The following is a 25,922-nucleotide window of genomic DNA, read 5'->3' on the forward strand; positions in this document are numbered from 1 at the left end:
TGCCACCTCTCGGTGGCGTGCTCACGCTACTACCTGATCGTGGTGTGCGGCACCAGGGGTAGGGTCCGGTTCCGGTCAGGGAACGTTCCCCGGCAACCCCGGCAACCCCGGCAACGCCGGCGACGTGGACAGGAGGCGGCTGTGCGGATCTACACCAAGGGTGGCGACGACGGGACGACCGGCCTGTTCCTGGGCAGCCGGGTCTCCAAGGCAGACGTCCTGGTGGACGCCTACGGTGACATCGACGAGGCGGTCTCGTTGCTCGGCGTCGCGCGTGCGGCGTGCCGGGACGACGACGCGCGGCTCGCCGCGATCCTGTTCGCGCGCCAGCGGGAGCTGTTCGTCGCGGCCGCCGACCTGGCGACCAACCCGGCACACCGGGACCGTCTCGTGCCGGAGGTGTCCCTGGTCACGTCGGCGATGGTCGAGCGCGTCGAGCAGCTGATCGACGAGCTCGTCGCGGAGCGCCCGTTGCGGCCGGTCTTCATCGTGCCGGGCGGGACCCCGCTGTCAGCAGCGATCGACCACGCCCGCACGGTCGTCCGTCGCGCCGAGCGACACGTGGTCCAGGCCCAGGACGCCGGCCACGAGGTGAGCCCGCTCGTGCTGCACTACCTCAACCGGCTCTCGGACCTGGTGTTCGTGCTCGCGCGGTGCGCGGCAGGGGACGACGAGGAGCCGGCCAGCCACGACTGAGCCGGGCCGCGCCGCGACCCGCCGCGCCGCGACCCGCCGCGCGGCCGGGTGAGATCGTCGTACGCGGCGCTCGACGGATGCTCCGGAGCGGGTCCGCGGGTCGTCGCGCCGTATACTCGGCGACCACGGTCAGGGTCCGCGAGGCCCGCGAGGAGCAGGTCACCGGGGACCCGCGGGAGGCAGGAGCTGTGGCGTTCGAGCTCGACCCGTGCCTCGTGCGGACAGCGGCCGGCGAGCTGCTGGTGCGCGGGTTCGTGCGCGAGCACGGCGCCGACTCGCTGCTGATCGAGGCCGAGCACTTCACCGGGAGCTGGCTCGAGGCGGGTGACATGGCAGTCGTCGAGGTGATGAGCGCGCACAAGGGCGCCTGCACCTACGACGCGGTCGTGGTGTTCAGCGAGGCGCGGCGGATCGAGCTCGCGCGCCTCCGGCTGCGCACGGTCGTCCAGCAGCGGGCCGCGGTCCGGGTCCTGACCGCCATCCCGCTGCAGGTGACGCACCGGGTCGAGGGGAACGAGCAGATCGCGCTCGACGAGCCGATGGACATCCTCGTGCTCGATGTCAGCGCGACCGGGATGCGCTTCCGGTGCGCCACGAAGCTCGCCGCGGGTACTCGCGTCGCACTCACCTTCCGCGGGACCCGCACCCCGCTCCACCTGGTCCTCGAGGTGCTGCGCGTCGAGGAGCACAAGGCGGGCCCTGCCTACGGCTGCGCGCTGGTCGGGATCACCGAGCGGGAGTCCGACGAGCTCTTCCGGTTCGCGCTGGACGAGCAACGGCGGCAGCTCGCACTGCGGGCGGACGCGCGCTGACGACGCGCCGGAGGCCCGACCGACCGGTGAGGTCCGTCGGGGCTCCGTGCTCAGTGTGCGGTGGTGCTCAGCGTGCGTGGTGCTCAGTCGTGCGGCTGGTACTCAGACCGACGGGCGCGCCGCCCGACGGGGGCGGGTCGCGTCGCTGCGCTGACCTTCGTACCGGTGGCCGTCGGCCCGTGCCCCGCCGTGGCTCTCGGGGCGGTCGGTCGGGTGCGCACGGTGGTGCGTCCCGGCGTGGGCGGTGGCATGCGCGGCCGACCGGCCGCGCGGACCCTCGTCCACGCTGATCCGCAGCGGACGGCCACCGACACGTGCCGCGCCGATGCGGCGGAAGGCCTCGGGCGAGAGCTCCGCGGAGATCTCGATCAGGCTGAAGCTCGCGAAGATGTCGATCTTGCCGAGGTCCTTGCCGGTCAGGCCGCCCTCACCGGTGATCGCACCGACGATCGCCTCGGGCCGCGCCCCGTGGGTGTGCCCGACGGCGACCCGGTAGCGCGTGCCGGTCGACGGGCGACGCGCCGCGGTACGGGCGCGCTCCTCGCTCGTGAAGGAGATCCGGCCGTCGTCGCCGCGGGATGCGCCGCGGGCTGCCTGGCTCGGGGCCTCGTCGATCTCCTCCGTGCTCACGCTGCCGGGGCCGCCGTCGCCGACGGCGAGCGAGGCGAGGATCGCGGCGAGCTCCGCGCCGTCCATCCCGCTCTCGGCGAGGTAGGTGGCGACAGCCGTGCGGTACATGTCCAGCCGTCCCGCCTGCTGCCGGTCACCGGCCTGGCCGAGCAGCCGGCCGACCCCGTGGGCTGAGACGTCGAGCGGGGACGGGACAGTGCTCTCCTCGATCTTCTGCCGGGTCAGACGCTCGATCGCCCGCAGCCGACCCTGCTCGTTGGGCGTGACGAAGGTCATCGCCACGCCGGTCCGCCCCGCACGGCCGGTGCGGCCGATGCGGTGCACATAGGCCTCGGGCTCGCCGGGCACGTCGAAGTTGACCACCAGGCCGACGCGCTCGACGTCCAGGCCGCGGGCGGCGACGTCGGTGGCGACCAGGACGTTCAGGGCCCCGCCGCGCAGGCGCTCGACGATCTTCTCGCGATCCTTCTGGGCGACGTCGCCCGAGATCGTCGCTGCCGACAGACCCTTGGCGATCAGTGCGGTGCCGACCTCTTCCGCGGCACCCCTGGTCCGGCAGAAGACGATCGCCGCATCGGCGTCCGAGGTGGCCAGCACGCGGGTCAGCGCACCGATCTTGTGCCGGAAGGGCACGACGGCGAACGTCTGGCGGACGCCGGTGACCGTGGAGGACTGGCGGGAGGTCGCGATCTGCACCGGGTTCTTCAGGTGCTCGTTGGCGACGCGGACGATCGCCGGCGGCATGGTCGCGGAGAACAGGGCGACCTGGCGGCGTTCGGGGGCGAACGAGAACACCTTGTCGACGTCCTCCGCGAAGCCCATCCGCAGCATCTCGTCGGCCTCGTCCAGGACGAGGAAGTTCACCGCGTCCATCCGCAGGGTGTGACGCTCGAGGTGGTCGATCACACGGCCCGGGGTCCCGACGACGATCTGGGCACCGCGTGCCAGGGCACGCTGCTGGGGCAGGAAGGGTGCTCCGCCGTAGACCGCGACGACGCTCAGGTTCTTGATGTGCTTGGCGAAGGACTCGATCGCTTCGGCGACCTGCATCGCGAGCTCGCGGGTCGGTGTCAGGACGAGGCCCTGGACCTGCCCGAGGTCGGGGTCGACGGCGGCGAGCATCGGCAGGCCGAACGCGGCGGTCTTGCCGGTGCCGGTCTGGGCGACGCCGGTGATGTCACGGCCGGCGAGCAGGGCGGGGATGGCCGCTGCCTGGATCGGGGTCGGTCGCGTGAAGCCGAGGTCCAGCACCGCCCGGAGCAGGGGCTCCGGCAGACCGAGGTCGATCAGGTCGAGCTCGGTGTGGTCGGCATGGTCGGCAGGCAGCACCGAGCCGGAGGCGTCGTTCGAGGGCATGCGGGGATCCAGTCGTCGTCGAGGTGGGAGCGTGGACGGTCGTCGATGGCCGTCGTAGTCGCATCCCGAACTCTCGATCGGCCGGTGCCTGGGCACCGGCTGCACACAGCCACAGGTGGCACGAGCCACACGCGGTCACACACAGGGAGACGCGACGTACTCCAAGGGGTCAGGGGCGAGTGTACCGGTCAACCGGGCCGGGGGGACAGGCGGCAGACGACCGGTGTGCGTGAGCCGTGTCACTGGCGGGGCCTTGTGGCGGCTGCTACCAGGCTGCAGGCTTGTAGTCCTTGAGGAAGACACCGTACAGGTCTTCGCCGCCCTCACCGCGCACGATCGGGTCGTACACCCGCGCCGCGCCGTCGACCAGGTCGAGCGGCGCGTGGAAGCCCTCCTCGGCGAGTCGCACCTTCGTCGGGTGCGGACGTTCGTCGGTGATCCAGCCGGTGTCGACGCTGGTCATCAGGATGCCGTCGGTGAAGAGCTCGGCCGCGCTCGTCCGGGTGAGCATGTTCATCGCGGCCTTGGCCATGTTCGTGTGCGGGTGCCCGGGACCCTTGTAGCCACGGGAGAACACGCCCTCCATCGCCGAGACGTTCACGACGTGGCTGCGCCGGGCCGGCGAGGCTGCGAGGCACGGCCTCAGCCGGCTGACCAGGATGAACGGCGCCGTCATGTTGCAGAGCTGGACCTCGAGCATCTCGAGGGCGTCGACCTGGTCGACTGTCGCGACCCAGCTGTTCGAGCGGTGCAGGTCGGGAAGCAGGCCGCCGGCGTCGATCGCGTCGCCGCGGGCGAGCCGGGCGAGCGACGACGAGCCGCCGGCCAGGGCCTGGGCGGTGAGGTCCGAGGCCCGGACCCTCGCCCGATGGTGCACGGACCCGGCGACCTCGTCGTCGTGGTGCGTGGCGGGATGGGTCCCGACCGAGCTGACCAGCGCGGCCGGGTGGGCGTCGCTCGCGTGCTCGAAGGTGATCAGGTGCGGCAGCGGGCCGTGCGGCAGGGGAGCGTGCTCGGCCTCGGTCAGTGGGGCGTAGGCGCCGGGCGACCGCCGGACCGTCTGCGCAGCGTTGTTGATCAGGATGTCGAGGGGACCGGCTGCGGCGACCTCGTCGGCCAGGGCGACGACCTGGGCCGGGTCCCGCAGGTCGATCCCCACGACGGTCAGGTGGTCCAGCCAGTCCGCGGCGTCGGGCATCGCGGCGAAGCGTCGGACGGCATCCCGAGGGAAGCGCGTGGTGATCGTCGTCGTCGCACCGTCGCGGAGCAGCCGGAGCGCGATGTACATCCCGATCTTCGCGCGGCCACCGGTCAGCAGGGCCCGGCGACCGGTCAGGTCGGTGCGAGCGTCCCGCCGGGCGTGGTTGAGTGCGGCACAAGCGGGGCACAGCTGGTGGTAGAACGCGTCGACCTGGTCGTACAGCTCCTTGCAGATGTAGCACGCACGCGGTCGGCGCAGGGTTCCGGCGCTGGCTCCACGGACGTTGGAGACCAGCGGGAGTCCTGCGGTCTCGTCGTCGATCCGGCGCGGCGACCCGGTCGCGGTCGCGGCCACGACGGCCGCGTCGTCGGCGCTGATCGCTGCGCGCCTGGTCGCGCGGCGCTCCTTCTTCACAGCCTTGAACAGGCCGGCCGTGGCACGGCGCAGCGCCAGCGCGTCGGGATGGTCGGCCGGCAGCGACTGGGCCTGTCGCAGTACGGCGAGGCAGGCGGCGAGCTCGATCGGGTCGATCGGGTCGATCGGGGCCGAGGGATCTGCGGCGTCGTGCGTCGCGGGCAGGCTGGCGTCCATCGTCTCCAGTGTCCTCCGGCGGTCGGTGTGCTTCGCGCGGTGCGGTGCGGTGCGAGGTGCTGCTCGCGGTGCTGTGCGAGGTGGCTGCGGCCGTCCGGTGCTGGCGCCTCGGGGTGCGGCGCGCCCGGAGAACTGTACGCAGCGGATCGTTGACCGGCCCCGGCCGGAAACGTACCGTGCAGTAACTTCTGCGGGTTCTCCGGCAGACGGAGGAGAGGACGGTGCTGCTGTGAGTCTGTTTCCCCAGGTCGACCGACGTGGTGCCGCGGCCGGGGCGGCGGCGAGCCGATCCGAGGATCGTCACGCCGACGGCCCGGACACCGATCCGCCGGACGTCCTGCTCGTCGGGTCGGATGCGCGCCTGACCGTCGCGGACGCCGAGCGGATCGCGGCGGGCTGCGGCCTCGTGGTGACCGGCGCGGGCCCGTGGGACCCCGGGTTGCGCACCCTCGTGGCCGAGGCCGGCATCGACGTCGTGACCCGGCCGCGCGAGCGTTCCGGGCTCGTCGGGGACCGTGACGCCATGGCCACGGGCACCGAGCAGGACCTGCTGGCCGGCGTGGTCGACGCGGAGGGCGTGGTCGGAGCCCACCTCGAGGGCAGGTCCCCGGCCGCGGCCTTCCTGCGGACCCAGGCCGGCGCCGTCGTCGGGGCGCTGGTCGAGCCCGGTGACGGACGTGGGCGCGCAGTGGTCCTGTGCGTCGACCTCGACGACTCGCCGTCGGCCCGCGCGCTGATGCACAACGCCGTGACCTGGTGCGCACCCGCCTCCGCTGCGTCCCCCGGGTCGCACGGTGACCAGGGGCGGCCGGACCTGGCCGCGCACCCCGCCTGGACTGCGCTCAAGGACGCCGTCGAGGCCTTCCAGCTGTTGCAGGCCGAGGACGGGTCGGTGCCGGAGCCGGCCGACCATGCCAGGGCCCGGATCCTCGTCGACGAGGTCTGCGCCGGCGTCACGGCACTCGCACCGGTGTTCGGCCACGACGCCGCGTACCTCGAGGCCGTCGTGACCGACCTGCGTCGGTGGGCCGACGAGGGTCTGGGCGTCCCGGACTTCCTCGACTCGCTCGTCGCGTTCGCGCCCCAGGCCCAGCGGGTCGACGGGCTCGCGCACCTGGTCCTGTTCCCGATGTACACCCAGAACGGCAGCCGGGACCGCCACCTGGAGGCCGTCATGGTCGAGGTGGTCTGGCCCGACTTCGTCGCGGAGCTCGAGGCGGGGGACTACTCCAACCGGATGTTCGTGCCGATCCGCTTCATCGACTTCACCTCCGGGTACGACACGAACGCCGCGGTGCTCTTCCCCGAGACGATCGCGATGCGGACCATCCCGACCTTCACCTGGGGCGCGATCTTCGCCGACCGCGAGGCCGCCCGGTTCCGCGCCGTCGTGCAGGCCGCCGCGCAGACCACCGGCCTGGCCCTGCCACCGGACGCGGCGCGGCTGGTCGCCGACCAGCGGCTCGCGGAGGAGACCTTCGTGATGTGGGACCTCATCCACGACCGCACCCACATGCGTGGCGACCTGCCGTTCGACCCGTTCATGATCAAGCAGCGGATGCCGTACTTCCTGTACGCCCTCGAGGAGCTCCGGTGCGACCTGACCGCGTTCCGCGAGTCCGTCGCGCTCGAGGCGCGCGGGGTCCCGCACGCCCGGCTGGTCCAGTACGCGGTCATCTTCGACCGCATCTTCCGCTTCGCGATCACCGGCTCGCGCGTCCGCAACTACGACGGGCTGGGTGGGCAGCTGCTCTTCGCGTGGCTGCACCAGCACCACGTCCTGCACTGGACGAACAACCGGCTGAGCATCGACTGGGAGCAGGTGCCGGACGTCGTGCTCGCCCTCGGCCACGAGATCGAGGACCTGTACTGGCGCTCGATCGACCGACCGAAGATCGCGCACTGGCTCGCCGCGTACGAGCTGGTCAGCGCGACGGTGACACCGCACCCCGCCTCGACGTGGGCCAAGGGGCCCGACGCGCTGCCGCTGCAGGGCCAGCTCAAGGAGATGACCGACGCGGTGCTGCCTGACGAGTTCCCGCTGTCCATGTTCTACGAGGCGCTGAGCCGCCGGATCGGCGACGTCGTCGCGTCCACCTCGGGGATCACCGGAGGCTCCGCCCGGTGAGAGGATGCTGCGCGTGACGCTCCATGACACCACCGGCCGTGGCTTTGCCTCCGACAACTACGCAGGGGTTCATCCCGAGGTCCTCACGGCCGTCAGCGCGGCCAACGGTGGTCACCAGACCTCCTACGGCGAGGACGTCTACACCGAGCGGCTGCACGGCGTGATGGCCGAGCACTTCGGACGTGACGTGCAGGTCTTCCCGGTGTTCAACGGGACCGGCGCCAACGTGCTGTCCCTGCAGTCGATGCTGCCGCCGTGGGGCGCGGTGATCTGCACGGAGACCGCGCACATCCACTCCGACGAGAACGGTGCGCCGGAGCGGGTCGCCGGGATCAAGCTGCTGACGGTCCCGACCCCGGACGGCAAGCTGACCCCGGAGCTGGTCGACCGGCAGGCCTGGGGCTGGGGTGACGAGCACCGTGCGCAGCCGCTCGTCGTGTCGATCACCCAGACCACCGAGCTGGGCACCTGCTACTCCGCGCAGGAGATCGCGGCGCTGTGCGACCACGCGCATGCGCACGGCATGCGGGTGCACATGGACGGTGCGCGGATCGCCAACGCCGCCGCGACCCTCGACCTGCCGCTGCGGGCGTTCACGACGGACGTCGGTGTGGACGTCGTCTCCTTCGGCGGGACCAAGAACGGGGCCCTGGGTGCCGAGGCAGTGGTCGTGCTCGACCCCGAGGCGTCCACCGGCCTGGTCTACCTGCGCAAGATGAACATGCAGCTCGGCTCGAAGATGCGCTTCATCTCCGCACAGCTGCTCGCACTCCTGGAGGGTGACCTCTGGCTGCGTTCGGCGCAGCACGCGAACGCGATGGCCACCCGGCTGCATGCCGCGGTCCGCGACCTGCCCGGTGTCACCGTCGAGCGGCCGGTGCAGGCCAACGCCGTCTTCGCCGTGCTCCCGGCCGGGGTGGCAGACCGTCTGCGGGAGCGCTTCCGGTTCTACGACTGGGACGCTGCCACGGGTGAGGTCCGCTGGATGTGCGCCTTCGACACCACGGCGCAGGACGTCGACACGTTCGCTGCGGCCATCGCGGCCGAGCTGACGGGTGCCGGGGCCGGAGCCCGGACCGTCGAGGTCTAGGAGCCGGCCTCTCGACCGGCTGCCGACCGGCGTCCCGCGTTCGGCCGAGGGGCTCCGGTCACAGCACGCCGGCGTCGATCAGCCGCAGGGCGAGCTCGTACCCGTCACCGCCGTGGACCACCAGCGGAGCCGGCAACCGCTGGGCCACGTCGTCCTGCGCCGGGGCGGGTGTGCCGTGCGACAGCAGCTGCTCGGTGGGCGTCAGCTGGCGGATCGCGACGACGGTGACCCGATCAGGATGCTCAGCGGCGACGTCGCCGTAGATCTGCGGGTCGTGCTGGCCGTCGTCACCCACCAGGACCCACCGGATCTCCGGCAGCTCAGCCATCAGCCGACGCAGGCTCTCGCGCTTGTGCTGCTGACCCGAGCGGAACCAGCCGCTGTTCGTCGGCCCCCAGTCGGTCAGCAGCAGCGGGCCCGCCGGGTAGCCGTGGCTCGCCAGGAAGCGGCGCAGCGCGGGGGCCACGTTCCAGGCCCCGGTCGAGAGGTAGAAGGTCGGTGCGCCCGGGTTGGCGTCGAGCCACCGGAGGTACAGCTCCGCCATCCCCGGCACGACGCGACGGGCGTTCTCGTTCAGGACCAGGCCGTTCCACGCAGCCAGCAAGGGCCGGGGCAGTGCCGTGACCATGACGGTGTCGTCGATGTCGCTGACCAACGCCGCCCTCTGGTCGGTCCCCACCACCAGGACCGGCGCCCGGACCGAGCTGCCCGCGATGCTCAGAGTGACCTCCTGCCAGCCGGGCGCGAGGTCGACGTCCAGCATCGCGTCGACGTACCCGCCGCGGTCAGCCGTCACCGTGCGGGTCACCGGACCGGCCGGACCGGCCGCGGTGACCGTCACCGTCGCGCCCGGGTCCTGGGCGGTCAGGAAGCTGCGCCAGCCCCGGACCGCGCGCTGGGCCGACCCGGGATCGCGTTCGGCGACCTCGCTCGTGCCGGTGCCCGGTGCGGCCAGCAGGGTGCGTGCCAGGACCCGCACCCTCGTCGGTGTCCCGTACCCGGTGTAGGGCTCGACCCGGGTGACCCAGCCGCGACGTCGGAGCCACCGGGCCAGGAGCGCGTTGAACCGGTCCTCGAGTCGTGCTGCACGGTGCGGCCGGCGCGACTCGGACGGCGGCAGAGCCGGCGAGGGCGGTGGGGTCTGGCTCACGCCGGCCACTGTCGCACCCGCACCGGTCGGACGCAGCCGGAGGGCAGCGGGAGGCCGGGCGTCAGCCGAGCTTGGCGACCGTCAGGAGTAGGACGCTGTCCTCGATCGCCTGGATCGAGCTGCGGCTCACCGGCACGATGATCAGGTCGCCGGCCGAGCCGTCCCAGCTGGTGGAGCCGCTGGTCAGGCGGATGCGTCCGGTCAGGACGTGGACGGTCGCCTCGCCCGGGTTCTCGGAGTTGTCCGTGCTGCGCCCTGCGCAGAGGGCGATGACGGTCTGCCGGAGCACCTTCTCGTGCCCGCCGTGCACCGTCTTGGCGCTCCGACCGCTCGACGCGCGCCGGGCCGCCTCGAGCTGGTTGCGTGCCAGGGCGATCAGCGACGACTTCTCCATGGCGAGGCCCTTCGTCGGTCCGGCGTCGAGGCCAGCATAGGGTGCCGTGGGTCAGCCGAAGAGGTCGGCGACTGCTCGCAGGCTGGTCAGGTCGCCCTGCACCAGGATCGATGTCACGACCGTCTCCTCCCAGGCCGCCAGTCGGTCGCGCACAGCGGCGCTGGGCCCGATCAGGGCGATGTCCTGGACCAGGGCGGTCGGGACGGCCGCTGCCGCCTCGGCCCGGCGGCCCTCGCCGAACAGCTCCGCGACCCGGCTGCACTGCTCGACGTAGCCGAGGCGCTCCAGCATCTCACGGTGGAAGTTGGCGCCCTCGGCCCCCATCCCGCCCACGTACAGCGCGATGAACGGGCGGACCACGTCGGCGGCCCGCTCGAGGTCGTCGTCGATGACGACCGGGACGGTCGCGCTCACCTCGAACGCCTCGGCCGGGCTCAGGTCGGGCCGCCGTCGCGCGAAGCCGTCGGCGAGGGCCTCCCGGTAGAAGGTGTCGGCGCTCGGGGCGAAGAACAGCGGCAGCCAGCCGTCGGCGATCTCGGCGGCGAGCGCGACGTTGCGAGGGCCCTGCGCGGCCAGGTGGATGGGCAGGTCGGCACGCACCGGGTGCACCGTCGAGCGCAGGGGCCTGCCGAGCCCGGTGCCGCCCCGGTGCGGCAGCTGGTAGAAGTCGCCGTCCGCCATGACCGGTGACTCACGGCGCAGGACCTGCCGGACGACGTCGACGTACTCCCGGGTCCTGGCGAGCGGCCGCGGGTAGGGCGCCCCGTACCAGCCTTCGACGACCTGCGGACCGGAGGCGCCGAGGCCGAGCACGAACCGACCGCCGGACAGGTGGTCCATCGTCAGGGCCGCCATCGCCGTCGCCGTCGGCGTGCGCGCGGAGATCTGGGCGATCGCGGTCCCGAGCCGGATGCGCTCGGTCTGGCTGCCCCACCAGGCCAGCGGCGAGAACGCGTCGGACCCGTACGCCTCGGCCGACCACACCGAGTCGAAGCCGAGGCGGTCAGCAGCGATCACGGCGTCGCGGGCACCGGGTGGCGGTCCTGCCGACCAGTAGCCGAGGTGGTAGCCGAAGCGCATCACGGGCCGACCCGGTCGGACGGGCCGACGAGGGTGCCCGGGATCGGTCCGGTGCGGCGCGATCGTGCGGCACGGCGCCGGAGCATGCGTGCGCCGGCCCAGACCAGGAGGGCGACGAGCACGAGCACCAGCAACGGGACCAGGACCGCACTCACGGTCAGGGCCAGGCTCGTCACGTCCTCCGCGGTGCTCACCAGCGGTCCCCCGAGACCCAGGGTCGTGGCGTTGACGAGCGGCCGGGCGAGCGCCTTGCCGGTGTGCACGGTCAGGGCCAGGACGACGCCCAGGACCACCGGCACCCAGGCGTTCGAGGTGAAGAAGGAGGCAGGGTCCGTGACAGCCGCCGTCTGCGAGGCGGAGCCGGCGCCGAACGCGAGCCCGCCGGCGGTCGGCCGGATGGCCGTCTGCAGCACGTCGTTGATGTGGTCGACGCCGGGGACCTTGTCCGCCACGACGTCCACGACGAGCAGGACGACGAGGATGGTCAGGACCCAGCCGTCGGACAGCCACTCCCACCCGGCCGGCAGGTCGACGAGACCGGTCCACCGGTCCAGGGCGCCGATGACGACCAGGGGCAGCGCGGCGTTGAGGCCGGCAGCCGTGGCCAGTCCGATGCCGGTGAGCAGCTCGAGCATGGGGTCAGCATCGCATCGCTGGCCGCCCTGCGCCGTACCGTGGGCCGGGTGTCCGCCCCCCGACGACAGCTCCGTTCCTCGCACGACGCGCTCCGGGCCGGGTTCGCGGCGATCCGGGTCGAGCACGAGGTACCCGTGGACTTCACGGCCGCCGCGTCCGCCGAGGCCCAGGTGGCTGCGCGCGAGCGGTTCGGCGACGGCCGAGCGCCGGGTGGAGCGGGTCGCGTCGACCTGACGCACATCGACTTCGTGACCATCGACCCGCCCGGTTCGACCGACCTCGACCAGGCGATGCACCTGTCGCGCTCAGGGGCTGGTCACCGGGTCCGCTACGCCATCGCCGACACCGCGGCCTTCGTCGTCCCTGGCGGTGCGCTCGATCGCGAGACCCACGAACGCATCGAGACCGTGTACTGCCCGGACGCGCGCGTCCCGCTGCACCCACCGGTGCTGTGCGAGGCGGCCGCGTCCCTGCTGCCCGGTCAGGTGCGCCCGGCCGTCGTGTGGACCCTCGACCTCGACGACTCCGGTGAGGTGGTCGATGTCGCCGTCGAACGCGGTCTGGTGCGCAGCCGGGCCCAGCTGGACTACCCGACCCAGCAGCGCCGTCTCGACGCCGGTGCCGCGGCCGACGACGTGGTCGTGCTCCTCGCGGAGATCGGTGTGCGTCGGGCGGCGCTCGAGCGGGCTCGGGGTGGTGTCTCGCTCGGCCGACCGGAGCAGGAGGTCGTCGACGCGCCCGACGGCGGCTGGGCGCTCGCGTTCCGGGCCCCGCTGCCGATCGAGGACCACAACGCGCAGATCTCGCTGATGACCGGGATGGCCGCAGCCGCACTCATGATCAGCGCCCGGGTGGGTGTGCTGCGAACGATGCCCGCCGCCGAGGACCGCGCGCTGGCCCGACTGCGGCACCAGGCCAGGGCGCTGGGCGTCCCGTGGCCCCGTGAGAAGGGTTACGGCGAGGTGCTCGCGTCGCTCGACCGCGATCTGCCTGAGACGGCCGCCTTCCTTGCCGCAGCCACGGCGCTGTTTCGCGGGGCGGCCTGGACGTCGTTCGAGGGCGAGCCGCCGGCCGGGCGCGAGCACGGGGCGATCGCGGCGCCGTACGCGCACGTCACGGCACCCCTGCGCCGGCTGGTGGACCGCTACGGGCTGGAGATCTGCCTCGCGGCGCATGCGGGGTCGCCGGTGCCCGAGTGGGTTCTCGCAGCGCTGCCCGCGATCGGCGCGGAGATGAGCGAGGGCGCACGTCGGACCAACGCGGTCGACCGGGCCTGCACCGACCTCGTCGAGGCCGCCGTGCTCTCGTCGCACGTCGGGGCGTCGTTCGACGGCGTGGCTCTCGACGAGCGCACCGTCCAGCTCAACGATCCTGCTGTGGTGGCCCGGACCGAGGGCGCCGAGCTGCCGGAGGGGGAGCGTGTCACGGTCCGCCTGATCAGCGCGGACGTCGCCACCCGGACCGTGCGCTTCCACCACGACGGCTGAGCCGCGGCTCATCGGGCGGACCGTCGGCCACGCGCCGCGCGGCGAGAGCGGACGCCCGTGGGCGGGCCGTAGGATCGCCCGGAGGGAGCGGGCTCGGCGAGCCTGCTGCGGGAGATGGGCGAGCGGGGGAGCGGTCGAGCAGTGACGGACCTGGACCGGCCCGGCAGCGCGGGTGAGACAGCTGTGCCCGGAGGCTCGCGGATCGCGACGATCCCGAACGCGATCAGTGCCGTTCGCCTGCTGCTGGTACCCGTCTTCACCGTGCTGCTGCTCAACGACCACGACCTGTGGGCCCTGGGCGTCCTGATGGTCTCCGGCGCGAGCGACTGGCTCGACGGGGTGCTCGCGCGTTCGCTCAACCAGCAGTCGCGGCTGGGCGAGCTGCTCGACCCCTCGGCCGACCGGCTCTTCATCCTGGTCACCCTGATCGTGCTGGCGTTGCGCGATGTCGTCCCGGTGTGGCTGGTCGTGGCCATCGTGGGGCGTGACGTGCTGCTCAGCCTCGTTCTCCTGGTCCTCCTCGCCGCCCGGATAGGTCCACTGCCGGTGCACTTCGTCGGCAAGGCCGGAACGTTCGCTCTGCTCTATGCCTTCCCCCTGCTGCTGCTCGCGCAGTGGTCGGGGCCGCTCGGCCTGCTGTCCGGAGTGGTCGGGTGGGCCTTCGCGTGGTGGGGTGTCGGCCTCTACTGGCTCGCCGGCGTCGCCTACCTGCGTCAGGCGGCCGTCGAGCTGCGCCGGCTCCGGCCCGCGGTCGTGGCGTGACCGAGCCGGACGGGCCTGAGCCGGACGGGACGGAGCCGGACGCGGTCGAGCCTGAGGTGGCCGAGCCTGAGGTGGTGGATCGCGGCGCCGGCTCCGGCCGGACGCCCCGGAGCACGAGCAGGCGGGCCGGCGGGACGGATCACGGCAGTCACGCCGCACCGGCGCTGGATGCGTCGATGGGGCTGCTCTACGAGGTGATGTACCGGCCGGTCGACCCGGGCTATGCCGAGGCCGCTGCTCGTGTCGAGCCCGTGCTCGCCCCGGGCGCGCTCGCCCGGCGGACGGGCGGCTACCTTCTTGTCGGTGTCGCGCTCGGGGTCGTCACGATGGCCGCGGTCCTGTCGCTGCGGACGCCGGAGCCGGCTGCGCTCGAGTCGCGGTCGCTGCTCGAGAGCGAGGTCGCCGACCGCGCCGCGGACGCCGAGGCGCTGGCGCAGAGCAACGCAGCGGTCGCCGAGGAGATCGCTGCCCTGCAGTCGGATGCCCTGGCGGCCGCGAATCCCGGGTTGTTCGCGGACCTGCAGGAGGCCGAGCTGCTCTCCGGTGCGTTGGCGGTGACGGGTCCTGGCCTGGTCATCGAGCTGCGCGACCCGGAGCTGGGTGCGGCGACCGTCGTGGACCCGGATGCCCGGGTCCAGGACCTCGACCTGCAGATCCTGACCAACGGGCTCTGGGCGGCCGGCGCGGAGGCGATAGCGATCAACGGCCAGCGGCTCACCGCGCTCAGCGCGATCCGGGGGAATGGCCCGGCGATCCTCGTCGACCTCGCGCCGCTCCTGCCGCCGTACCGGGTCGAGGCCATCGGGGACGTCCGTCCGATGCAGACCGACTTCGCGCGGTCGACCGCCGCAAACCACCTCTCCATGCTGTCCGGCACGTACGGGATCGCGGTCACGACGCGGGCCGACAGCGCCCTCGAGCTCCCTGCCGGAGGCGCGACCGTGCTGCGGTACGCGTCGACCGGCGATGTGGCGGATGTGGCATCGTCTGTGCCAGCCGACCAGGAAGGCAAGCAATGATCGCAGTGCTCGGCCTGCTCATCGGAGCCGTGATCGGGCTCGTCCTCGAGCCGACGGTGCCCCTCGTCCTGCAGCCGTACCTCCCGATCGCGGTCGTCGCGGCGCTCGACGCCCTCTTCGGTGGTCTGCGGGCGCTGCTCGACGGAACCTTCAACGATCGCGTGTTCCTCGTCTCGTTCCTCTCGAACGTGGTCGTCGCCGCGCTGATCGTGTTCCTCGGCGACCAGCTCGGGGTCGGCACGCAGCTGTCGACGGCCGTCGTCGTCGTCCTCGGGATCCGGATCTTCTCCAATGCTGCCGCCATCCGCCGGCACCTGTTCAAGGCATGACGTGACACCCGACCACCGCAACGACGGCCCGCCGGACTCCCTCGACGAGGTGCCGGCCCCGGTCGTCCCCGAGCGAACGGCCTGGCGGACGATCGCCCGGGCGCTCGCCCCTCGCGCGACCCGGGCGCAGCTCATGGCGGGCCTGCTGTGCGCACTGCTGGGGTTCGCGGTGGTCGTCCAGGTCCGCGCCAACCGGACGGAGGGGCTCGGCAGCCTGCGGCAGGACGAGCTCGTCCGGCTCCTTGACGACGTCACCCAGCGCACCGAGGAGCTCGAGGGACAGGCGGTGGAGCTGCGTGAGCAGCGTGCCGGGCTGGTGACCGGCTCGGACACCCAGCGTGCCGCCCGTGAGGCGGCGGCCGAGCGCGCCGAGGTGCAGGGCATCCTCGCCGGCCGGTTGCCGGCCGAGGGCCCCGGGGTCGAGCTCGTGATCCGCGAGCCGGAGGAGCCGATCCCGGCCCTGGTCCTCTACAACGTGCTCGAGGAGCTCCGCAACGCCGGGGCGGAGGCGATCCAGGTCGGTGACCTCCGGCTGACCGCATCGAGCTATTTCGTCGACACCTCCGACGGGGTCGAGGTGGACGGGACGATCCTCGAACCGCCGTACCGCTGGCGCGCGATCGGTGACCCCGAGACGATCTCACCGGCCCTGAACATGCCCGGTGGCGCCCTGACGGTCGTCCGCAACGCCACCGGGACCGCCGACCTGCGACTGCTCGACCTGGTGCAGGTCACCGCCGTCCGCGAGATCCGGCCGCCGACCTTCGCGACGCCGGTACCTGCCGCCGAGCCGGGCTGAGGGATGCCGGTTCCGCTCACGTCCGCATAGGCTGTGCCCAGGACGCAGACCCGAACCCGTGACAGCCGAGGAGGAACGATGAGCGAGCGCGATCCGTCCGAGCAGCGCTGGGCCTCGGTCGAGACCACGATGAGCTTCGGCGAGGGCGTCATCCCGGCGGAGCACGAAGGGCCGGTCGTCGGGCTCAGTGCGGCAGAGCACGCGGCGGTCGCTGCACTGCCGCCCACGTCGGCACTCTTGATCATGCAGCGCGGCCCGAGTGCAGGGGCGAGGTTCCTGCTCGATGCCGACCGCACGGTGGCCGGCCGCAGCCCCAGCGCGGACATCTTCCTCGACGACGTGACCGTCTCGCGCAAGCACGTCGAGTTCGTCCGTGAGCAGGACGGCTTCGTGGTGCGTGACGTCGGGTCGCTCAACGGCACCTACGTCAACCGGACCCGGATCGAGCAGGCTGTCCTGCGTGCGGGCGACGAGGTCCAGATCGGCAAGTTCCGGATGACCTTCCACCCGAGCCCGGTTCGTCCCGCCCACGGCTCGACTGCGGGGGACCAGGGATCGTGACCACCGCGCCCGGCCTGAGCTCGGCGCGAGACCGGCACGAGCGTGCCGACGACGGGCGTGCCGTCCGTGGTGCGCCTCCCGCCGGCAGACCGCAGCTGGTCGAGCGCTGGCCGCACGGTGTCTCGGGCGAGCCGACGATGCGGATCTCGGACGTCCTGGCCGAGCTGGGCGGCGACTTCCCGACCGTGACGCCGTCCAAGCTGCGCTTCCTGGAGGAGCAAGGTCTCGTCGAACCGCGCCGTACCGCAGGCGGCTATCGCCAGTACAGCCCTGCGGACGTGGAGCGGCTGCGCTACGTGCTGCGCCAGCAACGCGACAGGTACCTGCCGCTCCGGGTGATCGGTGAGCAGCTCGCCGCGCTCGACTCGGGCCGCACCGACGAGCCACTGACCCCGCGCCTCGCCACCGCCGACGGTGAGCGGACCGGCCCTGCGCTTGCCGGTCGGCACACGGCCGCATCGCTGGCGACCGAGACCGGGGTCGAGGTCGACTTCGTCGTCGCCCTGCTCGAGGCCGGCGTCCTGAGCGCGAGCAGGTCCGGTCACCTGGACGCGTCGGCGCACGAGGTCGTGGTCGCGGCTGCGGCCCTGGCGGAGCACGGGATCGAGCCGCGTCACCTGCGCTCGTTCCGCGCGGCGGCCGACCGGCAGGTCTCGGTGGTCGACCAGATCGTCGCACCGTTGCGGGGTCAGCGGGCCGTCGCCGCCCAGGCGCACGCGGCGAGCGTCGCGGCCGAGGTCGGCGAGCTGTGCGGTCAGCTGCACACCGTGCTGGTCCGGGCCGGGGTCGCACGACTGACGAGCTGAGGCGGCGTCCGCCACCCGCGGGAACCTGACGGCCCGACCAGGTGCCGAGACCGACCCCGACGTCGTAGCGTGGCAGTGTGGCAGGTGGGCTGGTGGAGCTGGAGGTCCTCGGAGTGCGGCGGCAGTCGCCCCTCGACCAGGTCGTCGTGCTCCTGCTCGACCTCGTCGGCCGGCGGCTGCTGCCGATCGTCGTCGGTCTTGCCGAGGGGACGGCGATCGCTGCGGCCCACTCGGGTGCCGTCCCGCCCCGTCCGATGACGCACGACCTGCTGGTCGCAACCCTGCGCTCGACCGGCGTCGACCTCGAGCGCGTCGAGATCGTCGCCCTGATCGACGGGGTCTTCCACGCGGAGCTGGTCCTGGACAACGGGGAGCGGGTCGACTCGCGGGCCTCGGACGCCATCGCGGTCGCCGTGCGTGCCGGGTGCCCCGTGCTGTGCGCACCGGAGGTCCTGATCGAGTCGGGCCTGGAGGTCGAGGAGCACACGGCGGACGAGGAGGTCGAGGAGTTCAGGGCCTTCCTCGACACCGTGAGCCCGGACGACTTCGTCGCCGGTGACGAAGGCCCTGAGGGTCGGCGGCCGCCATCGTGAGGACGTCCGGGCGGCGACATCCCTGACCTTCAGGTGGAGATTGAGACACGCGGCGGCGACACGCCGGGCCCCGCTCAGCGTGGCGTCGTTGACGCCCCCCACCTGCGGCCATAGCGTGACCAGTGAACATCCCGTAGCCCCCGGAGCGTCGGAGCGGATCACGAGTCGTGGATGGACGAAGGGGAGTGGCCTGTGAACGGCACCGGAGAGACGATCGGGGAGTCCGTCGGCGTTCCTCAGCGTGCCCAGGGCCTGCTGTTCGGTGACCAGCTGCCGGATCTGGACACCACGACCGGCTACCGCGGCCCCACGGCGTGCGGTGCTGCCGGCATCACCTACCGACAGCTCGACTACTGGGCACGCACCGGTCTCGTCGAGCCGACGATCCGGCCGGCCAGCGGTTCCGGGACCCAGCGTCTCTACAGCTTCCGGGACATCCTGGTGCTCAAGGTGGTCAAGCGGCTGCTCGACACCGGCGTCTCGCTCCAGCAGATCCGGACCGCCGTCGCCCACCTGCGTGAGCGCGGCGTCGAGGACCTCGCCCAGATCACCCTCATGAGTGACGGTGCGAGCGTGTACGAGTGCACGTCGGCCGACGAGGTCATCGACCTGGTGCAGGGTGGCCAGGGGGTGTTCGGGATCGCTGTCGGCCGGGTGTGGCGTGAGGTCGAGGGGACTCTCGCGGCGCTGCCGACCGAGCGGGTCGACGACGACTCCACCGCGTCGACGGGCAACGACGAGCTCGCGCAACGTCGTCGGGCGCGCACCGCCGGCTGATCGGCCGGACGACTCAGCACCCGCCAGAGGACCTGGCGATCACCGCCCGTGCGTCCGGCCTGCGGACGAGAGGCGGCCGGCACCGCAGAGCGGCTACCGTGCTGCTGCCCCCGCTACGTCTGAGGTGAGTCGTGTTCTCCAAGGTTCTCGTCGCCAACCGCGCTGAGATCGCGGTACGTGGCTTCCGCGCGGCCTATGAGCTCGGCGCGCGCACGGTCGCCGTCTTCCCGCACGAGGACCGCAACTCCGAGCACCGGCTCAAGGCCGACGAGGCGTACCCGATCGGTGTCCCCGGTCATCCGGTGCGCGCCTACCTCGACATCGAGGAGATCATCCGGGTGGCCCGTGAGTCGGGTGCCGACGCGGTGTACCCGGGCTACGGCTTCCTGTCGGAGAACCCGGCCCTGGCCCGGGCGTGCGTCGAGGCCGGGATCGCCTTCGTCGGGCCGCCGGCCGAGGTGCTCGAGCTCGCGGGGAACAAGGTCAGCGCGCTGCACGCGGCGCGGGCCGCGGGGATCCCGGTCCTGGCGTCCAGCGAACCGTCGTCCGACGTCGCCGAGCTGCTCGCCGCCGCCGATGCCGTCGGTTTCCCGCTGTTCGTCAAGGCGGTCGCCGGCGGCGGCGGCCGCGGCATGCGACGGGTCGCTGCGCGGGCCGACCTCAAGGCGGCCCTCGCAGCCGCGATGCGCGAGGCGGACGGCGCGTTCGGCGACCCCACCGTCTTCCTCGAGCAGGCCGTGCTGCGACCCCGGCACATCGAGGTCCAGATCCTCGCCGACGCCACCGGCGAGATCGTCCACCTGTTCGAGCGGGACTGCTCGGTCCAGCGCCGGCACCAGAAGGTCATCGAGATCGCCCCCGCGCCGAACCTCGACCCCGCGCTGCGCGACGCGTTGTGCCGCGACGCGGTGGCCTTCGCGCGGAGCATCGGTTATGTCAACGCCGGCACCGTCGAGTTCCTGGTCGACACGGTGGGGGAGCGGGCGGGCCGGCACGTCTTCATCGAGATGAACCCGCGCATCCAGGTCGAGCACACGGTCACCGAGGAGGTCACCGACATCGACCTGGTGTCCTCGCAGATGCGGATCGCAGCGGGGGAGACCCTCGCTGACCTCGGCATCTCCCAGGACACCGTGCGGGTCAACGGTTTCGCGCTCCAGACCCGGATCACGACCGAGGACCCGGCCAACGGCTTCCGTCCCGACACCGGTCGGATCGTCGCCTACCGGTCGCCGGGTGGCGCGGGCGTGCGGCTGGACGGGGCAACCGCCAGCGCAGGCGCCGACGTCAGCGGCCACTTCGACTCGATGCTGGTCAAGCTCACCTGCCGGGGTCGCGACTACCCGACGGCGGTCCGTCGCGCGCGGCGGGCCCTCGCCGAGTTCCGGATCCGCGGGGTCCGGACCAACATCCCCTTCCTGCAGGCCGTCCTGGCCGATCCCGAGTTCGTCGAGGGCCGGCTGTCCACCTCGTTCATCGACGAGCGGCCGCAGCTCCTGGTGGCCAGGGAGAGCGCCGACCGGGGCACCAAGATCCTTTCCTACCTCGGCAACATCACCGTCAACCGGCCGTACGGGTCGCCGGTGGGGATCCTCGAGCCGCAGCGCAAGCTGCCGCAGCTCGACCTGAGCGTCCCGGCCCCGGCCGGCAGCCGGCAACGGCTGCTCGAGCTCGGACCCGAAGGTTTCGCCAAGGCCTTGCGGGAGCAGACCGCCGTCGCCGTGACCGACACGACCTTCCGGGACGCGCACCAGTCGTTGCTCGCGACCCGGGTGCGGACCTTCGACCTGGTCACCGTCGCGCCGTACGTCGCGCGGATGACCAGCGGGCTGCTCAGTGTCGAGGCGTGGGGTGGGGCGACGTACGACGTCGCTCTGCGGTTCCTCGGCGAGGACCCCTGGGACCGGCTCGCGGCGCTGCGGGAGGCGCTGCCGAACGTCGCGCTGCAGATGCTGCTGCGCGGGCGTAACACCGTCGGCTATACGCCGTACCCGACCGAGGTGACCCGCGCCTTCGTGCGTGAGGCCACCGCGACCGGGATCGACATCTTCCGGATCTTCGACGCCCTGAACGACGTCGACCAGATGCGGCCGGCCATCGACGCCGTGCGTGAGGTCGGCACCTCGGTCGCCGAGGTCGCGCTGTGCTACACGGCCAACCTCTCGGACCCCCGTGAGGACCTCTACACGCTGGACTACTACCTCCGGCTGGCGGAGCGGATCGTCGAGTCCGGCGCGCACGTCCTGGCCGTCAAGGACATGGCCGGCCTGCTGCGCCCCGGCGCCGCGAAGACGCTGGTGACCGCGCTGCGCGAGCGCTTCGACCTGCCGGTCCACCTGCACACGCACGACACCGCCGGTGGTCAGCTCGCGACCCTGATGGCTGCGGTCGACGCCGGCGTCGACGCCGTCGACGTCGCCAGCGCGGCGATGGCGGGCACGACCAGCCAGCCGCCGCTGTCCGCGCTCGTGGCGGCCCTCGAGCACGGGGACCGGGACACCGGGCTGAGCCTCCGGGCGGTGTGCGATCTCGAGCCCTACTGGGAGGCCGTCCGGCGGATCTACCGGCCGTTCGAGTCCGGCCTGCCGGGACCGACGGGACGCGTCTACGACCACGAGATCCCCGGTGGTCAGCTGTCGAACCTGCGCCAGCAGGCCATCGCGCTGGGTCTCGGAGACCGCTTCGAGCAGATCGAGGCGATGTACGCCGCCGCGGACAAGGTCCTCGGCCGGCTGGTCAAGGTGACACCGTCGAGCAAGGTCGTCGGCGACCTGGCGCTGCACCTGGTGGCGCGCGGCGCCGACGCCGACCACTTCGCGGCTGCCCCCCAGGAGTACGACATCCCCGACTCTGTGATCGGCTTCCTCGGTGGCGAGCTCGGCGACCCGCCCGGTGGCTGGCCCGAGCCGTTCCGCACGTTGGCCCTGCAGGGCCGCGCGCCGCACCGGGAGACGGCTCGCCTGACGGACCAGGACCGCGCCGACCTGGACGGGGACTCGACGACCCGGCGCGACCGGCTCAACCACCTGCTCTTCCCTGGACCGACCAAGGAGTTCCAGCAGGTGCGCGCGACGTACGGGGACACGAGCGTGCTCGACACCGCCCGCTACCTGTACGGCATGCGGCCCGCCACGGAGGTCGAGGTGCAGCTGGGCCGTGGTGTCCGGCTGCTGGTCGGCATGGAGGCGGTGGGGGAGCCCGACGAGCGCGGGATGCGGACCGTGATGTTCACGCTCAACGGGCAGCTGCGACCCGTCCAGGTCCGTGACCGCAGCGTCGAGGTGGACCAGGCGACCGCCGAGAAGGCCGACCCGGGCACGCCTGGGCAGATCGCCGCGCCGTTCGCCGGCGCGGTCAGCCCGCTGGTCCAGGAGGGGCAGCGGGTCGAGGCCGGTCAGACCGTGGCCACGATCGAGGCGATGAAGATGGAGGCCGCGATCACCACGCCGATCGGTGGCAAGGTGCTGCGTCTGGCGATCGGGGCCGTCCAGCAGCTCGAGGGCGGCGATCTGGTGCTGGTGGTCGGCTGACGCGTCGCCCACCGGGCGTACCGTTGTGACACCTGTCCGCGAGGAGGTGGCCCATGTCAGTCAACCCGTCGACGAGTCCCGCGCCTGAGCACGTGCCCGAGCCGACTCACGAGGACGTCCCGCGCCTGGAGTACGACGAGACCGTGCCGCCGCGGCCGGAGGAAGAGATCGCGGACGCGACGCGCGCCTAGGGTCTGCCTCCGCCCCCATCAGCGCCCGTCACAGCTCCACCCGATCGCCGGACCGCACAACGTTGCAGGCTCCTGATCCGTTCATACAGTGAGACGATCAGGATGCGCGACCGGCAGAGGGGAGCCCGGTGATGGCCGCCTGGCAGGGGCTTCTCGAGGAGCTCGTGCGGGATCGGCGCTCGGCGCTGATCGGGTACGCGGCGCTGCTGACGGGCGACCGGGGCGAGGCCGAGGACCTCGTGCACGATGCCGTCGTGCGGACGTTCGGCCGGCCACGGTCCTTCCCGAACGTGAATGCGGCCGACGCGTACGTCCGGCGCGCGATCGCCAGCGCGTTCATCGACCAGGTGCGATCGCGGCGCGCCTGGCTCGTCGCGTTGCCCCGCCTGGTGGCGGGAGCGGCCGCCCCGGACGACGACGTCGCCGATCGGCTGGACGTCCGGGCCGCGTTGGGGACCCTGCCGCGGCGCCAGCGGACCTGCGTGGTCATGCGGTTCTACGACGACCTGCCGGTGGCCGACATCGCGGCGGCGCTCGGGCTGAGCGACGGCGCGGTGAAGCGCTATCTGAGCGACGGCATCCACCACCTGAACGCGGCGCTCGGCACCGCGGCCGACCCGCACGTCGGCGACACCCCGACGGTCGAGGTGCACGTGACCGGAAGGAGGGCCGGCTGATGAGCGACGAGCTGTCGGCGATGATCCGTGCCACCGCGCGCGACGAGGCTGCCGCGGCCGACCGTGAGTTCCCGTACTCCTCGGCCACTCTCGACCGGTTCGTCGGCGACGTCCGCCGGCGCCGGGTGGTCGGCGGGGCGATGCTCGCCGTCGCGGGCGTGGCAGTGGTCGGTCTGGGCATCCTCGGGCTGGGCCGGCCGTGGGACGACGCCCCGCCCGTGCTGGTCCCGGGACCGAGTCCGACGCCCTCGGTGTCCTCGTCTCCGGCACCATCACCGTCCTGGTCCCCGACCCCCGAGCCCGCACCGTCACCGAGTGCGACGCCGTCCGAGACCGTCCCCGCCCCCGACAGGACCTCGACCCCCAGCGTGACCACCTCGGGTGTGGTCCCCGGTCAGGTCACGGTGATCGACGCCGGTCCGGGCGGGGGCTCCGGAGAGGAGTACCTCCGGTGGTCCGAGGTCGCGGACGCCACCGGCTACCGCGTGTACCGGTCGAGGTCCGCAGACGGGCCCTTCGTCAAGACCGCGGCGATCGATCTCACGACCGGTGCGACGGAGGTCGGGGCGCACGTCCTCGAGCTCGCGCATCGCGACGAGGCCTACAAGGAGCAGTTCGGGTACCTCTGGGACGTCGACTACTCCGAGGAAGAGGTGTACGCAGGGGAGTCGGATCTGTACTACGCCCCCACCTACTTCCGGGTGACGGCCTTCAGCGCGGCGGGCGAGGGGCTGCCATCGGTCGTGGTCTGTGCCTACCCGGCACCTGGGGCAGCGGATCCATGCGTGGTCGGCGCACCAGACGTGGTTCCAGGTCAGGTCGTCAGTGTGCAGGCCGGTGCCGGTGGCGGTTCCGGGGAGGTCGTGGCCCGGTGGGTCCCGATCGCCAATGCCACGGGCTACCGCGTGTACCGGTCGGACTCGCCGGACGGACCCTTCACCGCATCCGCGTCGATCGACATCGCCACCGGTGAGACGACGATCGAGTCCGGCGCTCCCAACGAGTACGTCCACATCGACGACTACCGGGACGCGGCGACAGCCTGGGACTTCGAGTACCTCGAGGTGACGACCTCCGCCGCCACGTACTTCCGGGTGGTCGCGTTCACCGCCGCGGGCGAGGGCCCGCCCTCACCAGTGGTCTGTGCCAGCCCGGTCGGGGAACCGGAGTGCTGACCGCCGGTAGCTCGCTGGATGCACGGTTGACCATGGAAGGAGACGAGCGACGTGGGCCTGGGTGAGGTTGTCCGCGAACCGGCCGGTCGGCGTCGCCGGTCGCTCGTCGTCGCGGTGCTCCTGCTGGCAGGGGTGGTCGTGCTCGCTGTCGCGGCGCCCTGGAGGCCCGGGCCGACCATGCCGCCGTCGGGTGCCTCGGTGTCCGTCGGGCCGTCGGCGTCTGGCGACACGTCGCCGTCCGCGAGCCCGTCGCCGTCCGCGAGCGCCCCGACACCGTCGTCCGGCCCGGGCGAGCCCGTCGTGATCGGGACCGTGACGACGCACCCGAACCTGCCGCCCGCCAGGCCCTTGGAGCGCGGCCTCCTGGCCGGTGCGGGGGAGGGCTGGAGCCTCGTCGAGTACAGCGCCGTCCAGGCCGACGTACCGTTCACCGCGGGACCCACCATCCTTTACCTCGCTGGTCCTGACGGGGAGGTCTACCAGGCGCACGACTTCGGGGTGGGCGCGCACGTCCGACTGGCGGACTGGGCGGCGACGTCGTCGCTGGTGCTCGTCCTGACCGGCCCCGAAGGCAGGTCGGAGGGGTACACCACGGTTCAGGCGCTCGACCTGGAGACCGGCGACGTCGTCGCGAGCTTCGACCTCGAACCGGGCTTCGGGACCTTCGCCGCGTCCTTCACCCAGCCGACCGGCCGGAATGTCGTCGTGCGGGCCACGAACGGCGAGCGCGGCTGGCTCAAGCGGTTCTCCCTGGACGGTCAGGAGCTGGCCACGCTGGTCGCCGGAGTGGACCAGCAAGGGGACTGGTTCTCACCGACGTGGCTGTACGGCCAGGACGGGACGTACGTCGTCGTCGGTGGCGACGGGCTGTCGGCCGCGGGCGACGACGGACTGTCCCGCGTGAGCGTCGACGGCACGACGACCACGCCGATCCCGTTGCCTGCCGGGACGGTGTCGTGCCGCCCGATCCGCTGGTGGGACAGCACACGTCTGCTGGCCGGGTGCGCCGATGACTTCGGCCCGAACCCGGGCGACCCGACCCTCCGGCTGACCGGCAGCAACATGTGGCTGATCCCGATGACCGGCCAGGCGGCGACACGGCTCAGCTCGCACGTGTCCGAGTCGGTCGTGGACTACGGCATCACCGACCTGTGGGAGGTCGAGGGAACCCGCTACGCCCGGTGGTACGGCGACTGCGGGGCTGTGTCGTTCGGCACGCTCGATGCGGGGGGCATCTACACGGCGGAGGTCAGCGGGGTCGACGTCCTAGGACATCGCGGGGAGACGTTCGTCGGCAGGCGGCTCGAGAGCTGCGGTGACCCTGGCGGTGAGCTGGTCGTCCTGAACGGGCCGGACGGAGCGGTGCGGGTGGTCGTGCCGCGGGTCGGCGACGCCGAGGGCGTGCGCCAGGTCGTCGTCAGGTAGGCGCCGACGCCGGGCGCGATCGGCAGG

General features: G+C 72.5%; 24 protein-coding genes. 18 read left to right on the plus strand and 6 right to left on the minus strand.

Going from position 1 to position 25,922, the window contains the following annotated elements:
* Positions 1 to 141: 141 nt before the first annotated feature.
* Both K415_RS0116460 and K415_RS0116465 read left to right on the plus strand, forming a co-directional pair.
* Positions 142 to 696, plus strand: a complete 555-nt coding sequence (locus K415_RS0116460; protein WP_024288140.1) for a cob(I)yrinic acid a,c-diamide adenosyltransferase — start codon at positions 142 to 144, stop codon at positions 694 to 696.
* 77 nt (positions 697 to 773) lie between these two features.
* Positions 774 to 1,508: a PilZ domain-containing protein gene (locus K415_RS0116465; protein ID WP_024288141.1), complete on the plus strand. Its 735-nt coding sequence runs from the start codon at positions 774 to 776 to the stop codon at positions 1,506 to 1,508.
* 102 nt (positions 1,509 to 1,610) lie between these two features.
* Here the strand turns inward: K415_RS0116465 and K415_RS0116470 are convergent, their stop codons facing one another.
* Together K415_RS0116470 and K415_RS0116475 are read right to left on the minus strand one after the other, a co-directional pair.
* Complete coding sequence (locus K415_RS0116470; protein WP_024288142.1) at positions 1,611 to 3,494, minus strand: DEAD/DEAH box helicase; 1,884 nt, start codon at positions 3,492 to 3,494, stop codon at positions 1,611 to 1,613.
* Between the two features lie 265 nt (positions 3,495 to 3,759).
* Positions 3,760 to 5,286, minus strand: coding sequence for an SDR family NAD(P)-dependent oxidoreductase (locus tag K415_RS0116475; protein WP_051480622.1), 1,527 nt, complete (start codon positions 5,284 to 5,286; stop codon positions 3,760 to 3,762).
* A 736-nt stretch (positions 5,287 to 6,022) separates the two neighbouring features.
* Here K415_RS0116475 and K415_RS0116480 point away from each other — a divergent pair.
* Positions 6,023 to 7,414 carry a DUF6421 family protein gene (locus K415_RS0116480; RefSeq protein WP_034663312.1) on the plus strand — a complete coding sequence of 464 codons (1,392 nt, stop codon included), beginning with the start codon at positions 6,023 to 6,025 and terminating at the stop codon, positions 7,412 to 7,414.
* A gap of 4 nt (positions 7,415 to 7,418) precedes the next feature.
* Positions 7,419 to 8,504, plus strand: a complete 1,086-nt coding sequence (locus tag K415_RS0116485) for a low specificity L-threonine aldolase (protein WP_034661356.1) — start codon at positions 7,419 to 7,421, stop codon at positions 8,502 to 8,504.
* A gap of 58 nt (positions 8,505 to 8,562) precedes the next feature.
* Here K415_RS0116485 and K415_RS0116490 read toward each other — a convergent pair whose 3' ends face one another.
* The 4 genes from K415_RS0116490 to K415_RS0116505 all read right to left on the minus strand — a co-directional run bounded on the left by K415_RS0116490 (position 8,563) and on the right by K415_RS0116505 (position 11,763).
* On the minus strand, positions 8,563 to 9,654 hold the full coding sequence (locus K415_RS0116490) for an App1 family protein (protein ID WP_081785264.1): 1,092 nt from the start codon (positions 9,652 to 9,654) through the stop codon (positions 8,563 to 8,565).
* Positions 9,655 to 9,715: 61 nt separating this feature from the next.
* Positions 9,716 to 10,048: a LuxR family transcriptional regulator gene (locus tag K415_RS0116495; RefSeq protein WP_024288147.1), complete on the minus strand. Its 333-nt coding sequence runs from the start codon at positions 10,046 to 10,048 to the stop codon at positions 9,716 to 9,718.
* A gap of 51 nt (positions 10,049 to 10,099) precedes the next feature.
* On the minus strand, positions 10,100 to 11,128 hold the full coding sequence (locus K415_RS0116500; RefSeq protein ID WP_024288148.1) for an LLM class F420-dependent oxidoreductase: 1,029 nt from the start codon (positions 11,126 to 11,128) through the stop codon (positions 10,100 to 10,102).
* Entirely contained in the window at positions 11,128 to 11,763 is a 636-nt protein-coding gene (locus K415_RS0116505; RefSeq protein ID WP_024288149.1) for a DUF4126 domain-containing protein, read from the minus strand. Before K415_RS0116505 ends, K415_RS0116500 begins: the two co-directional genes overlap by 1 nt.
* Before the next feature lie 48 nt (positions 11,764 to 11,811).
* Here K415_RS0116505 and K415_RS0116510 point away from each other — a divergent pair, with 48 nt between their 5' ends.
* From K415_RS0116510 to K415_RS0116575, 14 genes are all read left to right on the plus strand, one after another.
* On the plus strand, positions 11,812 to 13,251 hold the full coding sequence (locus tag K415_RS0116510; protein ID WP_024288150.1) for an RNB domain-containing ribonuclease: 1,440 nt from the start codon (positions 11,812 to 11,814) through the stop codon (positions 13,249 to 13,251).
* A 141-nt stretch (positions 13,252 to 13,392) separates the two neighbouring features.
* A complete protein-coding gene (locus K415_RS0116515; RefSeq protein WP_024288151.1) occupies positions 13,393 to 14,013 on the plus strand; it encodes a CDP-alcohol phosphatidyltransferase family protein in 621 nt (206 codons plus the stop codon).
* Entirely contained in the window at positions 14,010 to 15,032 is a 1,023-nt protein-coding gene (locus tag K415_RS0116520) for a DUF881 domain-containing protein (RefSeq protein WP_024288152.1), read from the plus strand. The genes K415_RS0116515 and K415_RS0116520 overlap by 4 nt, the downstream gene beginning before the upstream one ends.
* Positions 15,029 to 15,361 (plus strand): small basic family protein, encoded by a 333-nt coding sequence (locus K415_RS0116525; protein WP_024288153.1) that lies wholly within the window; start codon positions 15,029 to 15,031, stop codon positions 15,359 to 15,361. The genes K415_RS0116520 and K415_RS0116525 overlap by 4 nt, the downstream gene beginning before the upstream one ends.
* Position 15,362: 1 nt before the next feature.
* Complete coding sequence (locus tag K415_RS22120) at positions 15,363 to 16,160, plus strand: DUF881 domain-containing protein (protein ID WP_024288154.1); 798 nt, start codon at positions 15,363 to 15,365, stop codon at positions 16,158 to 16,160.
* A 78-nt stretch (positions 16,161 to 16,238) separates the two neighbouring features.
* Positions 16,239 to 16,721, plus strand: a complete 483-nt coding sequence (locus K415_RS0116535; RefSeq protein ID WP_024288155.1) for an FHA domain-containing protein — start codon at positions 16,239 to 16,241, stop codon at positions 16,719 to 16,721.
* Entirely contained in the window at positions 16,718 to 17,527 is an 810-nt protein-coding gene (locus tag K415_RS0116540; protein ID WP_024288156.1) for a MerR family transcriptional regulator, read from the plus strand. The genes K415_RS0116535 and K415_RS0116540 overlap by 4 nt, the downstream gene beginning before the upstream one ends.
* A gap of 92 nt (positions 17,528 to 17,619) precedes the next feature.
* Positions 17,620 to 18,120, plus strand: a complete 501-nt coding sequence (locus tag K415_RS0116545) for a bifunctional nuclease family protein (protein WP_369795246.1) — start codon at positions 17,620 to 17,622, stop codon at positions 18,118 to 18,120.
* A gap of 171 nt (positions 18,121 to 18,291) precedes the next feature.
* Positions 18,292 to 18,897, plus strand: coding sequence for a MerR family transcriptional regulator (locus K415_RS0116550; protein ID WP_051480624.1), 606 nt, complete (start codon positions 18,292 to 18,294; stop codon positions 18,895 to 18,897).
* 131 nt (positions 18,898 to 19,028) lie between these two features.
* Positions 19,029 to 22,427, plus strand: coding sequence for a pyruvate carboxylase (locus K415_RS0116555; RefSeq protein WP_024288159.1), 3,399 nt, complete (start codon positions 19,029 to 19,031; stop codon positions 22,425 to 22,427).
* Positions 22,428 to 22,480: 53 nt separating this feature from the next.
* On the plus strand, positions 22,481 to 22,618 hold the full coding sequence (locus tag K415_RS24100) for a hypothetical protein (RefSeq protein WP_155859506.1): 138 nt from the start codon (positions 22,481 to 22,483) through the stop codon (positions 22,616 to 22,618).
* Positions 22,619 to 22,749: 131 nt separating this feature from the next.
* Entirely contained in the window at positions 22,750 to 23,295 is a 546-nt protein-coding gene (locus K415_RS0116565) for a sigma-70 family RNA polymerase sigma factor (protein ID WP_024288160.1), read from the plus strand.
* The gene (locus K415_RS0116570) at positions 23,295 to 24,470 is read left to right on the plus strand and encodes a hypothetical protein (RefSeq protein ID WP_024288161.1); all 1,176 of its coding nucleotides are present in this window, start codon (positions 23,295 to 23,297) and stop codon (positions 24,468 to 24,470) included. Before K415_RS0116565 ends, K415_RS0116570 begins: the two co-directional genes overlap by 1 nt.
* Before the next feature lie 51 nt (positions 24,471 to 24,521).
* Positions 24,522 to 25,895, plus strand: a complete 1,374-nt coding sequence (locus K415_RS0116575) for a hypothetical protein (protein WP_024288162.1) — start codon at positions 24,522 to 24,524, stop codon at positions 25,893 to 25,895.
* The last annotated feature ends 27 nt before the right edge of the window (positions 25,896 to 25,922 follow it).

The sequence above is a fragment of the Cellulomonas sp. KRMCY2 genome (assembly GCF_000526515.1).
Classification (GTDB): domain Bacteria; phylum Actinomycetota; class Actinomycetes; order Actinomycetales; family Cellulomonadaceae; genus Actinotalea.

What these genes read in the sequence shown, in the direction of transcription:
- K415_RS0116465 (WP_024288141.1), top strand. Translation starts at nt 774, where the DNA reads ATGCTCCGGAGCGGGTCCGCGGGTCGTCGCGCCGTATACTCGGCGACC.
- K415_RS0116470 (WP_024288142.1), bottom strand. Translation starts at nt 3,494, where the DNA reads ATGCCCTCGAACGACGCCTCCGGCTCGGTGCTGCCTGCCGACCATGCC.
- K415_RS0116475 (WP_051480622.1), bottom strand. Translation starts at nt 5,286, where the DNA reads ATGGACGCCAGCCTGCCCGCGACGCACGACGCCGCAGATCCCTCGGCC.
- K415_RS0116480 (WP_034663312.1), top strand. Translation starts at nt 6,023, where the DNA reads ATGCACAACGCCGTGACCTGGTGCGCACCCGCCTCCGCTGCGTCCCCC.
- K415_RS0116485 (WP_034661356.1), top strand. Translation starts at nt 7,419, where the DNA reads ATGCTGCGCGTGACGCTCCATGACACCACCGGCCGTGGCTTTGCCTCC.
- K415_RS0116495 (WP_024288147.1), bottom strand. Translation starts at nt 10,048, where the DNA reads ATGGAGAAGTCGTCGCTGATCGCCCTGGCACGCAACCAGCTCGAGGCG.
- K415_RS0116500 (WP_024288148.1), bottom strand. Translation starts at nt 11,128, where the DNA reads ATGCGCTTCGGCTACCACCTCGGCTACTGGTCGGCAGGACCGCCACCC.
- K415_RS0116505 (WP_024288149.1), bottom strand. Translation starts at nt 11,763, where the DNA reads ATGCTCGAGCTGCTCACCGGCATCGGACTGGCCACGGCTGCCGGCCTC.
- K415_RS0116525 (WP_024288153.1), top strand. Translation starts at nt 15,029, where the DNA reads ATGATCGCAGTGCTCGGCCTGCTCATCGGAGCCGTGATCGGGCTCGTC.
- K415_RS0116535 (WP_024288155.1), top strand. Translation starts at nt 16,239, where the DNA reads ATGAGCGAGCGCGATCCGTCCGAGCAGCGCTGGGCCTCGGTCGAGACC.
- K415_RS0116550 (WP_051480624.1), top strand. Translation starts at nt 18,292, where the DNA reads ATGGACGAAGGGGAGTGGCCTGTGAACGGCACCGGAGAGACGATCGGG.
- K415_RS24100 (WP_155859506.1), top strand. Translation starts at nt 22,481, where the DNA reads ATGTCAGTCAACCCGTCGACGAGTCCCGCGCCTGAGCACGTGCCCGAG.
- K415_RS0116565 (WP_024288160.1), top strand. Translation starts at nt 22,750, where the DNA reads ATGGCCGCCTGGCAGGGGCTTCTCGAGGAGCTCGTGCGGGATCGGCGC.
- K415_RS0116570 (WP_024288161.1), top strand. Translation starts at nt 23,295, where the DNA reads ATGAGCGACGAGCTGTCGGCGATGATCCGTGCCACCGCGCGCGACGAG.